General features: G+C 34.6%; 16 protein-coding genes, 1 other RNA gene and 1 pseudogene. 17 read left to right on the top strand and 1 reads right to left on the bottom strand.

The genetic code is table 11. From position 1 onward, the window contains the following. The first annotated feature begins 128 nt into the window (after nucleotides 1-128). From udk to ssrA, 8 genes are all read left to right on the top strand, one after another. Nucleotides 129-749, top strand: a complete 621-nt coding sequence (gene udk / locus ACQV2T_RS06040; protein ID WP_428893361.1) for a uridine kinase — start codon at nucleotides 129-131, stop codon at nucleotides 747-749. A gap of 19 nt (nucleotides 750-768) precedes the next feature. Further along, the gene (greA, locus tag ACQV2T_RS06035; protein WP_428874250.1) at nucleotides 769-1,248 is read left to right on the top strand and encodes a transcription elongation factor GreA; all 480 of its coding nucleotides are present in this window, start codon (nucleotides 769-771) and stop codon (nucleotides 1,246-1,248) included. A gap of 156 nt (nucleotides 1,249-1,404) precedes the next feature. Continuing rightward, complete coding sequence (liaF, locus tag ACQV2T_RS06030) at nucleotides 1,405-2,160, top strand: cell wall-active antibiotics response protein LiaF (protein WP_428893360.1); 756 nt, start codon at nucleotides 1,405-1,407, stop codon at nucleotides 2,158-2,160. Then, on the top strand, nucleotides 2,157-3,218 hold the full coding sequence (locus ACQV2T_RS06025; RefSeq protein ID WP_428874247.1) for a sensor histidine kinase: 1,062 nt from the start codon (nucleotides 2,157-2,159) through the stop codon (nucleotides 3,216-3,218). The genes liaF and ACQV2T_RS06025 overlap by 4 nt, the downstream gene beginning before the upstream one ends. 25 nt (nucleotides 3,219-3,243) lie before the next feature. After that, a complete protein-coding gene (locus ACQV2T_RS06020; RefSeq protein WP_428874246.1) occupies nucleotides 3,244-3,876 on the top strand; it encodes a response regulator in 633 nt (210 codons plus the stop codon). Nucleotides 3,877-3,941: 65 nt separating this feature from the next. Then, nucleotides 3,942-4,277 (top strand): HesB/YadR/YfhF family protein, encoded by a 336-nt coding sequence (locus ACQV2T_RS06015; protein ID WP_428874245.1) that lies wholly within the window; start codon nucleotides 3,942-3,944, stop codon nucleotides 4,275-4,277. A gap of 15 nt (nucleotides 4,278-4,292) precedes the next feature. Further along, a complete protein-coding gene (locus ACQV2T_RS06010; protein WP_428874244.1) occupies nucleotides 4,293-4,895 on the top strand; it encodes an ECF transporter S component in 603 nt (200 codons plus the stop codon). 91 nt (nucleotides 4,896-4,986) lie between these two features. After that, nucleotides 4,987-5,349: a transfer-messenger RNA gene (gene ssrA, locus ACQV2T_RS06005) on the top strand. 407 nt (nucleotides 5,350-5,756) lie between these two features. Here the strand turns inward: ssrA and ACQV2T_RS06000 are convergent. After that, nucleotides 5,757-5,921, bottom strand: a complete 165-nt coding sequence (locus ACQV2T_RS06000) for a hypothetical protein (RefSeq protein ID WP_428874243.1) — start codon at nucleotides 5,919-5,921, stop codon at nucleotides 5,757-5,759. A 283-nt stretch (nucleotides 5,922-6,204) separates the two neighbouring features. Between ACQV2T_RS06000 and ACQV2T_RS05995 the strand changes: the two genes are divergently transcribed. The 9 genes and pseudogenes from ACQV2T_RS05995 (at nucleotide 6,205) to ACQV2T_RS05955 (ending at nucleotide 13,319) form a co-directional block, all read left to right on the top strand. Further along, nucleotides 6,205-6,777, top strand: coding sequence for a TetR/AcrR family transcriptional regulator (locus ACQV2T_RS05995; RefSeq protein ID WP_428876312.1), 573 nt, complete (start codon nucleotides 6,205-6,207; stop codon nucleotides 6,775-6,777). Nucleotides 6,778-6,810: 33 nt separating this feature from the next. Further along, nucleotides 6,811-7,275: a hypothetical protein gene (locus ACQV2T_RS05990; protein ID WP_428874241.1), complete on the top strand. Its 465-nt coding sequence runs from the start codon at nucleotides 6,811-6,813 to the stop codon at nucleotides 7,273-7,275. A gap of 11 nt (nucleotides 7,276-7,286) precedes the next feature. After that, entirely contained in the window at nucleotides 7,287-8,480 is a 1,194-nt protein-coding gene (locus tag ACQV2T_RS05985) for an iron-containing alcohol dehydrogenase (protein ID WP_428874240.1), read from the top strand. Between the two features lie 17 nt (nucleotides 8,481-8,497). Then, entirely contained in the window at nucleotides 8,498-9,868 is a 1,371-nt protein-coding gene (locus ACQV2T_RS05980; protein WP_428874239.1) for an aldehyde dehydrogenase, read from the top strand. 557 nt (nucleotides 9,869-10,425) lie between these two features. Continuing rightward, nucleotides 10,426-10,929: a GNAT family N-acetyltransferase gene (locus ACQV2T_RS05975; RefSeq protein WP_428876315.1), complete on the top strand. Its 504-nt coding sequence runs from the start codon at nucleotides 10,426-10,428 to the stop codon at nucleotides 10,927-10,929. A 121-nt stretch (nucleotides 10,930-11,050) separates the two neighbouring features. Beyond that, nucleotides 11,051-11,530 (top strand): cupin domain-containing protein, encoded by a 480-nt coding sequence (locus ACQV2T_RS05970; protein WP_428874237.1) that lies wholly within the window; start codon nucleotides 11,051-11,053, stop codon nucleotides 11,528-11,530. 408 nt (nucleotides 11,531-11,938) lie between these two features. Continuing rightward, complete coding sequence (locus ACQV2T_RS05965; protein WP_428874236.1) at nucleotides 11,939-12,319, top strand: helix-turn-helix domain-containing protein; 381 nt, start codon at nucleotides 11,939-11,941, stop codon at nucleotides 12,317-12,319. A gap of 260 nt (nucleotides 12,320-12,579) precedes the next feature. Next, nucleotides 12,580-12,726, top strand: a pseudogene (locus ACQV2T_RS05960) (transposase); the annotation flags it as partial. Between the two features lie 383 nt (nucleotides 12,727-13,109). After that, on the top strand, nucleotides 13,110-13,319 hold the full coding sequence (locus tag ACQV2T_RS05955) for a hypothetical protein (RefSeq protein WP_428874235.1): 210 nt from the start codon (nucleotides 13,110-13,112) through the stop codon (nucleotides 13,317-13,319). The last annotated feature ends 785 nt before the right edge of the window (nucleotides 13,320-14,104 follow it).

Genomic DNA, 14,104 nt, shown 5'->3' with positions numbered 1-14,104 from the left:
TTGCATTCAGCTAATTTATATGTTATTTTCTTAAGTATAGTTTTGAGCAAGTTCAATAGAAAGCAAGTAATCACCTCTTATTGGGTGGTTGCTTTCTTTATGTATTTGTCAATTAAGGGAGTGAAGTAATGGGGGATAGACCCATCATCATCGGTGTCACTGGTGGATCAGGTTCTGGTAAATCAAGTGTTAGCAAGCGAATATTAGAACAGTTTACTGAGATGTCCGTTTTGGTCTTAGCACAAGATAATTATTATAAAGACCAAAGCCATCTGACATTTGAGGAAAGATTAAAGACGAATTACGACCATCCCTTTGCTTTTGACAATGATTTATTTTTTGAACATATCCAAGCTTTTATAAGAGGTGAAACAATTGAAGTCCCTATTTATGATTTTGTGAACTACACGCGTTCACTTGAAACACGTAGAGAAGCTTCACGTGACGTGCTAATCTTAGAAGGGATTTTAATTTTTGAAGATAAAATGATTCGTGACTTATGTGATATTAAAATATATGTCGATACGGAAGATGATATTCGCCTTTCTAGAAGAATTAAACGCGATGTCATTAAAAGAGGACGTTCTGTAAAATCTGTTCTTGAACAGTACGAAACAGTTGTCAAGCCGATGCATCATCAATTTACTGAGCCAACTAAACGCTATGCAGATATTATTGTCCCGGAAGGCGGCCATAATCATGTGGCCATAGATTTATTAGTTACTAAAATTAACACAATTATTAATTAATTTGAAGGAGTATTAACAGATGGCAGATAAAACATATCCAATGACCCTAGAAGGTAAGAAAAAAATTGAAGCTGAATTAGAAGATTTAAAAGTAAATAAACGAGCTGAAATTATTGAACGCATTAAAGTAGCCCGGTCTTTTGGTGATCTTTCTGAAAACTCAGAATATGAATCAGCAAAAGATGAACAAGCTTTCGTTGAAGGACGTATTTCAACATTAGAAAATATGATGCGCTTTGCTGAAATTATTGATGATAAAAATGTTGCGGCTAATGAAGTAACATTGGGTCGTACCGTGACTTTTAACGAATTGCCTGATGGTCCTGAAGAAGCATATACCATTGTTGGCTCTGCTGAAGCAGACCCAATGGAATATAAGATTTCTAACGATTCGCCAATGGCCAAAGCTCTATTAGGCCATAAAGTGGGTGATAAAGTAACTATTGAAACACCGGGCGGCTCATTTGATGTGGAAATTACTAAGGTGGCTAAGGCATAATTTATCCAACAGTTAGACTCCTTTTGGGGGTCTTTTTTTATGCCTTTTTCTAGGATTTGTTTGCTATAATAGATGGAAGATAAGCAAAGTATTATCTTTTTTCAGTTTATCTTTTATGCAATAATAGCAATGACTTAACAGAAGGGAGGTATTCCAATGAAAGACTTCTTTCGCAAACGTATTTTTCTCACGATGATTCTTTGTATCTTTTTAATTATATTAGAATTACTTACAGATTGGCATTTTCTTGGAATATTTGCAGGAGGATTTTTGCTCATCAGTTTGAGCCTTTATATAGAGCGCTATTGGTTGAACCGATTGATTTTAGGATTGGGTTTGATTTTGGTTATTATGACGATTGTTTTAACCAAATCATTCTGGCTATTTCTTTTAACCATCTTTTTCGCTTTAATTGTCTTTAAAAAAGAGCATATCCATGAAATGGGTAATCTTTCGGAGAGTGTTTTACATCCAGCCCCTAAAGAGTCTGAGAGTTATTACGGGATTAAACTGCTTCAACCACAAGACCAGCAGCGAACAATCTTAGAATATCGCTCTCTTTTTGATATGCGAGAAGAAGGAACCAAGACTTCATATGAGTGGGATGATATTAATCTTGTATATTTTGGTGGAAATTCTATTATTGATTTAGGGAATACCCTCATTCCAGCAGGTGAGCATACGGTAGTCATTCGAAAAATGTTTGGCCGTGTTCGTTTAATCATTCCGAGGGATATTGGCTTGAAAATGAATATATCTTTAATTAGTGGCAATGTTTTATTTGAATCTCAAGACTATGTATTAACATTGGAAAACTTTAAATGGCGTAGTCCCGATTATCAACAGGCTAACCGCAAATTAAATGTTATTATTTCAAGCTTTATAGGAGATGTAGAGGTGATTATTTTATGAATTTACGGTTATGGATTCGTATCTTACTCAATCAATTAATTATTACATTGCTGATCTGTTTTTTTGTGGTTGGTCTTTGTGCATGGCAACTACCAGCTTTTAATATTGAAGACCTTTTTATAATTAAGATCTGGGACGTTCGATTATTTATCTGGGTAGTAGCTATTATTATTGCCTTCTCAGTCATCTATAGTTTATATCTTACCTTTTCACTAAATGATTCTTATGAACTGATTCGAGCAAAAATCAATTGGTTATTGTTAGGCAAATATCACCATCCGATCTTCAATAAAACCAACCGTAAATCCAGTCTCTATACACAAGATTATAGCTTGGCCCAAGATATTAACCGCCTGCGCAATCGCTTGGTTGATTTGACTGAAGACTTACAAGAATTTACAGCTGCTCCGGTCTTTGTCGGTGAAGAGACTAAGGAAGAAATTATCGAACATGAGCGTAGTCGCATAGCACGTGAACTTCATGATTCGGTATCCCAACAATTATTTGCTGCTATGATGATGTTGTCAGCTATTACTGAATCCTATCCTGAAGAGGAAAACCCTAAATTAAGTGCTAAGCTTGAAAAAATTGAATCGGTCATTGGAAATGCTCAAACTGAAATGCGAGCCTTGCTCTTACATTTACGACCGGTTGACTTACAAGGAAAATCACTGCAACAAGGAATTAATAATTTGCTATTAGAACTACAAGCCAAAATACCTCTAGAACTGACTTGGGAATTAGATGATCCTAGACTAGAAACGGGAATCGAAGACCATCTCTTTCGGATTATTCAAGAAGCGGTGTCGAATACTATGCGACATGCTCGAGCAAATAAATTAGATGTTTATCTAAGAGAAACAATGGATATGATAAATATTCGCATTGTTGATGATGGACGTGGCTTTGATCCTGTTCAATCGAAAAAGTCAGGCTCTTATGGTTTAACCAATATCCAAGAAAGAGTGAAGGGGATGGGAGGGGCGGTTTCGATAATTTCTTCTCCAGGGCAGGGAACGGTTGTCGATATTAAGTTGCCTTATAAACTTAAAAAATAAAATTATAAAATAAAGGAGTCAGTGTATGATAAAAGTATTATTAGTTGATGACCACGAAATGGTCAGGCTAGGTGTTTCGTCTTATCTAAGTATTCAAGAAGATATGGAAGTGGTGGGAGAAGCTAATAATGGCTTAGTAGGTTATCATCGTGCCCTGGATTTACGACCGGATGTTATTTTGATGGACTTAGTCATGGATACCATGGACGGAATTGAAGCTACGCAAAAAATTATGCAAGAGTGGCCCGAAGCTAAAATTATTATCGTGACATCTTTCTTAGATGACGAAAAAGTATATCCAGCTATTGAAGCAGGAGCTCAATCATATATCCTAAAAACTTCATCAGCTAAAGAAATCGCCGAGGCTATTCGCTCAACCTACCAAGGTAAGAGCGTGATGCAGGATGAAGTTACGCAAAAGATGCTAAATCGCGAAACCGAAGAAAGGCAAGTCCATCTGCATGATGATTTGACCAATCGTGAGCGTGAAGTCTTAGGATTGATTGCTAGAGGGTATTCCAATCAAGCGATTGCAGAAGAGTTGTTTATCACTTTAAAGACGGTAAAAACCCACGTTTCTAATATCCTATCAAAATTAGAAGTGGATGATCGCACACAAGCGACGATATATGCTTTCCAACATAATTTGGTGGATTAAGCAAAAAACTCGCTCAGATAAAAAAATTGCTATATGATAGATTCAGTTTATAGAGGAGGGAGTTGTTGCATTTGATTGCAACAAAGCATATGAAACTAACAGTAACAAATAAAGCAGCAGATTGGTTTAAGGAAGAAATAGGATTTAGCCAAGGTGCTGGTGTTCGCTTTAAAACAAAAATTTATGGATCGAGCCCTTTTGACAATGGTTTTGGGATTGCCATTGATTCTGTTCAGCCAGAAGACCCTTTAGTCACTTATCAAGCGCCCAATGGGGTCCTCTTCTTTATTGAACAAGATGACGAATGGTTTTTTGATGAATATGATTTAGAGGTAACTCTTGATGAAAGACTCTGTGAACCCACTTACAATTACATTAAGAATGGTCATTCCATTCATTAAATGAGGAGGATGTTTGTGTCAGCATTACAAAATCAAAACGCTATGAAAACTAAACGCTTAGTTATTTTAAGTATCTTCATGGCTATTATCTTATTACAAACTTGGGTACCTTTTCTAGGCTATATAGCCATACCCCCATTAAATATTACTATTATTCATGTAACGGTAATTGTAGCGACCTTATGGTTAGGCACTAAAGATGGTTTTATTATCGGAGCATTTTGGGGCTTGAACTCCTTGATTCGTGCTTATGTTATGCCAACATCGCCCATGTATGTTTATGTCTTTTCTTCACCATTAGTCTCACTTTTACCACGGATGATTATGCCTTTGATTGTTGGATGGTTTGCCCACCAAGCTCAAGATAAAATTCAAGATCGCTTGCGCTATATGATAGCAGGGGCCTTAGGTTCAATCTTAAATACAGTTTTCGTCTTAGGGGCAATTGGCCTCTTTAAACAGGCAGAGTATTCACAAATTAGTGGAGCCAATCTCGATAGTTTATGGCAGGTGCTCGGTGGTATTGTGTTAGTGAATGGTGTACCTGAGATGATCTTTTCAATTTTAGTGACGCCAATTTTACTGAATGCCGTCAAAAAATTACCTCAAACTCTTTAAGTAGGAAGTCCAAGATAATTCGTCTAAAAGCTGACTGACCTTCTTTGACATTTCCTCATGGAGATGCTAGTATGTATTTATACCTTTAATTGGGGGTGTCATGGTTTCGACAGGTGTTGTTCGAACCTTGGATGCGTCAGGTAGGCAGCGACTACCTCACCAACGCTACAGTTAAATATAACTGCAAACAATAATAACAATTTAGCTTTAGCTGCCTAAAAACAGCTGGCTAAGATCAGCCTAGCATCGCCCATGTGTTAGTTCCTGGTCTCAAATTAGTGGGATACGCTAAGTCTTTCCGTCTGTAAGCCTTAGAAGAGATAAGCAGACTCGCAAACACAAATGCCTGTTGGTCGGCTATGTGGGAGCTAAATAATAATAGACGCAACTATTGACGTAGATTCTTTGGTGGCGAGACATTTGGACAGGGGTTCGACTCCCCTCATCTCCATTGTATTTTAATAAGAATATAGATTTATCAGTATTTTAAGACATAAGTAGTTGAACTTAAATAAAGTTATGGTTCGAAATGCTTAGTAGGTCTTATATTGAGATAAAATAAATCTATATTCTTTTTTGTATGGTAGTAAATATAGGGCAGTGTCAAATAAATTGTGTAAGCTAATGTAAGATTAAGTAAAAATCTTCTAACTAGATAATATTATAGGCATTATACGTCATCCCCTATAGGGGATGAATTTTTTTGCTTTGACCTTTTCCTTGTATTTCATCTAGCATTTTATTTAGTTCCTATTGTGCTTGACCAAATCCCTTATGGATTCTAGAAGAAAACTTCGTATTGAATTTTGAAACATAGGTATATAGATACTTTTCTAAAGATCTCTCATGGGAAATTGTTCCTTAACCATTGCAGCCTTTGACTTCCGATTTTTCGTAATTAAGAAAGACTGTCCTTTCGCATACAGGTAATAAGTTAATCGCTTCTTCTAAGTTTTGACGAAATAGGTCTTGAACAGATTTATCTTCTGCTAGTGCTGTGAATAATTTTGTGCTAACGACTTCCATAAGGGACCTCCTGTGTGATTGCTTATTTGATTTTACAATCTTACATAAGAGAGGTCTCTTTTCTACAAAGATTCGGAGCTTACACAAAATATTTTACGCTCTGAAGAAAAGCGTAATTATCTATATTAGAAGGTTATTATATTGTGGGATCTCTCCCTTTTAATAACTTCTTTTTTCTTAATCATAGTAGCTTTAAAATAAGCATATTTGACACTAAAAGCTGGTTGAATTAAACTTAAACTAATTAATCGGTCAGTCGACCGAACGGGAAATGGGTGGATAAATGACAAAAATATCTATTAGTGATGGGAACTCTAATCAAGATATGCGATCTTATATACTTGAGATTGCATCAGTTTTAATTAGTGAATTAGGCATTGAAGAAACAACTTTGCGTAAAATTGCTGAAGCAGCGGGTATTAGTAAAGGAACGCTTTATTATTATTATCCTGCCAAACAAGCGATCATTTATGAATTGGCAGAAAAAAATTTAGAAATGATGACAGAAGACTTACTTTTATTCATTGAAGAGTCTGATGAGGAGATTGATGCAGAAGAAATATTGAAGACTTTATTTAATAAAATTATCTATGCGGATACTAGAGGCTCCTTACATCTTTATCTTTTAAGCGATGCGATTACTAATAATCAATCCTTGGCTAAAAAGTTTGAAACACGCTATCAGTCCTGGCGAGAGACCATTCGAAAAAGTTTAATAAAAGGATTAAAGCGACAGGGAAGAGATTATCACGCCCTCTCTTATCTTATTTTAGCTTTGTTAGATGGCTTAATTATTCAACAGAAATTTGCTACGGAAGAAATACCTGTGAATCAGATTGTTAAATTGCTTATTTAATTAAGCAAAATTTATAAAAGGCGGTTGCATGTTATGAAAAAATTAATGGTAGAAATTGGTTTAAAATTTTTAGTAAGAGGATTAATAGCTGCTGCTAAAGTAGAGCCTGCAATTCAGAAAGAGTTAGGACACTATGCGGATGGTTTCTTGTTTGAATTGACAGTTTTAAACACTAGTACAAAAGTATTCTTTGAAAAAAGAAATGATGGCTTTAATTATTTAGGAAAGCATGTGGATGCCCCAGCTGATCTGTCGATTATTTTTAAAAGTTATCGGGCTGCACAAATGTTAATTCTTGGTCAAATAGGTCTGCACCAGGGCTATGCTCAACATCGTTTTATTGTTAAAGGTGATTTCCTAAAAGCTATGCCTCTCGTTCGAATTTTATATTATGTAGAAGCTTATCTTTTCCCAAATTTTATTAGCAAAAATATTTTAAAAGAACAACCAGTGCTTTCAGCCAGCAAAGGCAAAGCCTACTTTCATTTAGTGTTTTAAGGAGGATTAGTATGAAAATACCAGAATATTATGAATTTATGAATTCAGTCAAGATTTTATCTGGCAAAGGCGCTTTAGAAAACATCCCATTTGAATTATTGAATTTAGAGGCCCAGAGGCCTTTGATTTTAACAGATGAGTCATTGATAAAGCATGGACAAGTGCAAATTATTACAGAGGCTTTAGAAGATGCCAATATTGAAATCGCTGCTATCTTCAAAGAGATTCCACAAGACTCATCATTAAATGTGGTCCAGGAAATCAGTGACGTCTATCAAACACATCAATGTGATAGTATCATCGCTATTGGCGGTGGATCAGTTATTGATACTGCTAAAGGAGTAAATGTTTTAGTTTCTAAAAAAGTCAAAGACTTAAATGAACTCATGGGGTTAGAGCTAGTCGGTGGTAAGTTAAATCCTTTGATAGTCGTGCCAAGTACTGCAGGCACAGGCTCGGAGGCAACCTTAGTCTCAGTGATTGCGGACACGAGCCGTAAGGTAAAGTTGGAGTTTATTTCATACAGTCTTTTACCAGATGTGGCTGTTTTAGATTATCGAATGACAGCGTCACTTCCAGCGAAAATAACTGCATCAACTGGAATCGATGCCTTAACACACAGTATTGAGGCCTTAACGGGTTGTCAAAAAAATCCACTTAGCTCTGCTTATGCCTTAGCTGCCATAGAATTAATTGGGAAGCACCTTAAAGAAGCGGTCCAAAATGGTAAAAATAAAGAAGCTCGCATAGCCATGGCGAATGCGTCCTTAATGGCAGGTATATCCTTTTCTAACTCAATGGTAGGCATTGTTCATGCGATAGGTCACGCTTGTGGATCAATCAGTAAAATTGCCCATGGAGATGCGATGGCGATTTTACTTCCATATGCTATGGAAATGAATTTAAAGCATTCACAATCTTGTAAAGAGGAGTATGCTAGAATTTTATTGGCTTTCTCTGGACCAGAAGTATACAGCCAGACACCCAAAGATCAAAGAGCCGCTCGTACAATAAATGCTATCAGAGATTTACTTAATGAATTGCATAAAATAGCGGGTTTACCGACCCGTTTGCGAGATGTCGATGTTAAAAAAGAGGATTTTAAACAGATTGCCAAGACAGCCATGAATGATGGGGCTACAATTGTGAACCCAGTGCAAGTTACTACTGAACGGATTATGGATATTTTAGAAGCAGCTTATTAAGAAGGAGCATGATAAAAATGGAAGAGACAAGTGGTGTATTAGAAAAACAAAAAGAATATTTTGCAAGTGGAGAGACCAAAGCAATTGATTTTCGAATTGCTAAGCTGAAAAAATTGTATCAAGCGATTGAAGACTATGAGCTTGAAATATTAGAAGCCTTAAGAAGTGATTTAAATAAAGCAGGATTTGAAGGCTATGTTAGTGAGATTGGATTGGTTTTAGAAGAGATCACTTATATGTTAAAAAACATGAAGAGATTACTCAAACCTAAGCGTGTACGAACACCAATCTCTCAGTTTCCATCAGTCAGTCGTGTCTATAAAGAGCCTTATGGGCAGGTGTTGATTATTGCCCCTTGGAATTATCCATTTTTGCTGACTTTATCGCCACTTGTTGGTGCCTTAGCGGCCGGAAATACTGCTGTTATCAAACCCTCTGAATTTGCACCGGCTACGTCTGCTATTATTAAAAAAATGATCGCAGATACCTTTGATCCGGCTTATGTGACGGTGGTGGAAGGGGCTGTTGAAGTTAATCAGTCTTTGTTAAGTAAAGATTTTGACTTAATTTTTTTCACAGGAAGCAAACAGGTGGGGAAAATTGTAATGGAAAAAGCAGCTCAGCATTTGACGCCAGTCGTCTTAGAATTAGGTGGGAAAAGTCCAGCCATTGTTGACAAATCAGCCGATATAAAAATAGCTGCTAAGCGAATTGCTTGGGGCAAAGCTTTAAATGCAGGACAAACCTGTGTGGCTCCAGATTATTTACTTGTTCAAGAAGATGTGAAAGAAAAACTAACAGAGGAATTAATGAAGACTCTGGAAGGTTTTTTTGGCAAGCACGCAGAAACAAATCCTGAATATCCCAAAATAATCAGTGATAGGCATTATCAGCGATTACTTAATCTGCTAGAGACAGGCAAAGTGATTTACGGGGGTCAAAAAAATGATGAAACACACCAAATAAATATCACATTAATGGAGGATGTTTCTTGGAAAGATCCAATTATGCAAGAAGAGATATTTGGTCCGATATTACCCATAATCACCTATAAGACTATAGATGAAGCGATGGATCATATTAAGGCACGTCCAAAGCCTTTAGCTTTGTATTTATTTACAAAAGAGAAAGATATTGAGCGAAAGGTTTTAACGGAGGTTTCCTTCGGAGGGGGAGCAATAAATGAGACAGTAACCCACCTAGCGACTCCTTATATGGGCTTTGGTGGAGTGGGAGAAAGCGGAATGGGCAGCTATAATGGCAAAAACAGCATTGACACCTTTTCTCATAGTAAAAGCATCTTGAAAAAAAGTAATTGGCTTGATCTTCCTTTCCGTTATCCACCTTATAAGACAAGTATAAAATGGATCAAAAAGATTATGAAATGAGATGTTTTTTAGCTAGCAATAAGCAGTTGACTAGCAAGTAAATGTTCAGCATACTTTAAGTTTTGTTTAAAGAGAAACTAGTATAAGAAATCGATAAAATTAATAATATAAAGATCTTTATAGGAGAGATGCCCCCCAAAGATAGAGCTATCAAACTCACTTTTGGGGGTTATATTAGAGTAGCTGATTATTTTAATAGCAATAAATTAAATGCAAGTAGCCTTTTAAGGAAGTATAAAGACCTAGCATTGAATGGGCTCACTAAAAAAACTATAGCTCTTCATGAGTGGAACCTAAGACTAAAACAGCTCGATCAGGACAGTGTTTTTATTTGCTAACTTAAAATAGATGTTGACTAAGTAAAGTATAAACTAATAGCTATGACAAAGTTTTTTAACTTCTAGAAGATTGCCTAAAGATTTAGCTTATGGAAATCACTATTTTTATTTAAGGAAGAATTTGTTTTATGGTTTGATAGCCTATGAAAAGTTTTGTAAACTTTGCTATGCTTGTAATAATACGAAAAAAATAGTTACGAAATTGACGGAGGATTTATAGTGGAAAATTTTACTGCAATCTGGAATATCTATGAAAGCTCTTTTCCTGAAGATGAAAAAAGAAGTTTAAACTTACAATTAGAAATATTGAAAAATCCTAATTATCAAATGAAAGCCTTAAAAGATGACGGTAGAGTAGTAGGTTTTATATCTTTTTGGGATATTGGAGAATATGTATTTATTGAACATTTTGCCATAGATGACAGTTTCCGAGGTAGAAATTATGGCAGTAAATTTTTGAATACTTTCTTAAATGAAGCTGATAAAAAAATAGTCTTAGAGGTAGAAAAGCCTGAAGACAATATCACTAAACGAAGAATAAATTTTTATCAGCGTTTAGATTTTAAGTTGAATGCTTATGACTACACGCAACCTCCATTAGAAGAAGGGAAAAATGCGATTCCGCTTTTATTGATGACTTATCCAGAAGCAATGGATCAAGAGCAATTCAATAAGGTTAAAGAAGCTTTGTATCGGGTCGTTTATTCGAATGAGATTAAGTAATCCGGTAAGATGCTAGCAAAATCGAGAAAGTTTACTAATTACAAGGCTGCTTAAAGTGGATAAGAATTTTAGACCCTTACACTCCCTATGCTAAAATAGTATAAAATGTTAGGAGATTATTATGAATCAATCAATGGAAGAATGGATAAAAGCTTTGGATATGGAAGCTCATCCGGAAGGTGGCTATTATTGCGAAGTTGAAAGATCACAAGACAAACTAAAAATAAATGGGAAAGAACGTTCTCTGTTCACTAGTATCTATTTTCTATTGGAAAAAGAAAACCCCTCACATTTTCATCGTTTAACTGCTGATGAAATATGGTACTATCATTACGGACAGCCATTGACCGTGCATATGATTTCTCCAGATGGCGATTATACAAATGTTACTTTAGGACTAGCTGTTGCGCAAGGTCAAGTACTACAATATCGTGTTCCTAAAGGGACAATCTTTGGCTCAACCGTTGAAGATGGGTTTTCGCTCGTATCGTGTATGGTTTCACCAGGATTTGAGTTTGAGGATTTTGAGTTGTTTCGTTACCATGAACTGATCGAACAGTACCCAGAGTATGAAGAAATGATCCAATTATTGAGTAAATAATGAAAGGGGGAGAAACTTAGCGTTTCTTCCCCTTTTTTAATACCATTCTTTTTTATTTGAATTAGCTTTTTGAAATAAAAATTAGGCTTTCTATCTTTTGAGTACTTTCAAAAATTAGAGTTACATGACGGATTCTTGGTATCATTTCACGGGTGGTAGTTTTATGTATAGAATAATTTTCGTATAATTATTTTTAAGAAAAGAGGAAAGGAGTTCGTATTTTATCACAGGCTCCTTCTTAGCTAAAAACAACTTCCAAGAAATGCTGATATACTGAAGAGTTATACTATATCTTAATAAGTATAAGGACTTGTTACTCAAAGTAACACTAAAGTTCTTGATAGTATATTTGATAATGCGAGTTTTTATGATTGACTATAACTATAAAAGATCAATAGGAGTGATAAGATGCAACTAGGCGATAAAATAAAAGAATTACGAAGAAAAAAAGAATACAGTCAGGAGGAATTGGCTGAAAAAATAAATGTTTCACGTTCAGCAGTAGCTAAGTGGGAAAGTAATAATGGCATACCGGATATTACAAATCTTAAAAAGCTTTCTGAACTTTTTGCAATGAGTGTGGATACATTAATAGACTATACAAACGAATTAGAAGATATTTCCCTTGATCAAAATAAACCAGAGCTTGATTCTTCTTATATAGGTGGTTTTTATGATATTGATTTAGTGGGTTGGAATGATGGTGTATTTAACGCTTATATTTTAAATGAAGATGAAAACTTTATTTTTTATTTGCTTAAAGACAAAACATTAAAACACACGGTCTAATAGGCAAGAAACATATAGTGGATATTAGCCAAACTTCAAAACAGTTTGAGCTAGAAAAGGAAGATCTCATTCAAAAGAGATTAGGAGATTTTTATAGAAAGCCCGTTTCAATTAAAGTCACCATGAAACGTAGTTTACTAGGTTTTGTTGATTTTAGAAATGAGGATTTTCTTAAAACCTCTATTGAGTCATCTGATCAAAAGAAGATCGTTCTAGAATTTGGAAGAGAAATATTGTTATCTGATATTTGTAAGATTGAAGAACGATTGAATCAAGAAGTACGTCGTAGAAAGAAAGTGGTACGAATCTTTCCAAATGTCGACTCAGCTAATCGATTAATTGGCTCTGTATTAATGCACATCCACGAAGAATGGATTACTTCTTCAAGGGCTTATATGAGGCTTTAATGGTGATGAACATTGTACTAAGTTATTTTACACAATATTATGGACTTGACTTTTGAAAAAAATTTATTAATTCCATTAAATCAAAAAAACCAAACGAATAAAGTTAAATTACTAAGAGAACGATGTTTTGATAGCTCTAACTTTTTAAGAGAAAACCTAAAAATTATTTTTTTCTTAAAGTAAGGTGAAATCTATACTCAACTGGGCTTAATAAATTATATATAATGTTAGTAATGTTCTTAGTTTAAAGAGTTTGGCTAATAGAGGGGTATGATTAATTTATTGTCTCGCAATACCATGAGTATCTCCTTTCTTATCTACCCTATACGAAAGAGGTGGAGATTGGTATAGTAGAGACATTAAATAGGAGAGGAGATGAAAGAGTGAAAAATAGAAAAATTGAACTCTTTTTCAATCATGGTTCTAGTTTAACAGTCATGATGGAACTCGAATCAAGATCTGATGATGAACGTGCTCTTCGAAAAATAATGAAACTTATTATTTCTAAACAACCAGATATTATAAAAGATATCAATGGTAATCAAATTGTTGTTGATTTTTCAAAAGTTAATTATGCAAGATTCGTAAAGTAAACCCATAGGTAAACAATATTGAAATTTGAAGGCCTCATAACGGGGGCCTTTTAATTATTTAAAGAATCAAAGATATATCCACATGAATTAAACACTATTTATCTAAAAAAATTGCATAGGACAATTTTTTAATATCTTATCACTCTATACAGAGGCTTTGAGCTGCAGCTATGCGATTGAAGAAAATAACAATGAGTCTGAAGTGTCTAAGTCAGAGGGTAAGTATACGTCTGAAGGATGGTCCTTCATATCATCCAAGAGAGAGTTAATTCGATACTTGCATAATCTTTAGAGAACTTACTTAGTTTAAGTAATCCATGTATAACAAAGAAAATCCGAAATAATAATGTCGAATAAAATAGTATATAAATTACGATTATTAGTAGAACATCGGATTGATTTCAAATAAAATTAATTCGAAAAATTAGAAAGTGGAAAGGGGAATCATACTTCGAAAGAATACGAGAGTAAGAATGAGTATCCCCTAAAAAATTCAATTCTTATTACAGAATTTACTATTTTAAAAGTTTGTTAATTAGAGTAAAAATTATCAAATTCATTATTTTTAATTTTTCCTTAGTAAGACTACATTGGACAAAGAGATTTATTGTTTAAATTCAACTTAATTGCTTTAAAAGATATTATCTAAATAGTAAATCAGTCAAGCTACTGACTCAGCTCTTGATTGAATTAAATTTATAAATAACATTCATAGTTGATCTTTCACAATAAGTTGCAATCCAAATAGTGGGCGTCGCTCAAATAATACTTAAACGAACCTTCTC

Origin of the sequence: Facklamia sp. P13069 (genome assembly GCF_050409405.1) — a bacterium.
Taxonomy (GTDB): domain Bacteria; phylum Bacillota; class Bacilli; order Lactobacillales; family Aerococcaceae; genus Facklamia.
The sequence above is the reverse complement of the archived record's forward strand: the minus strand, read 5'-3'. Positions and strand labels throughout refer to the sequence as shown.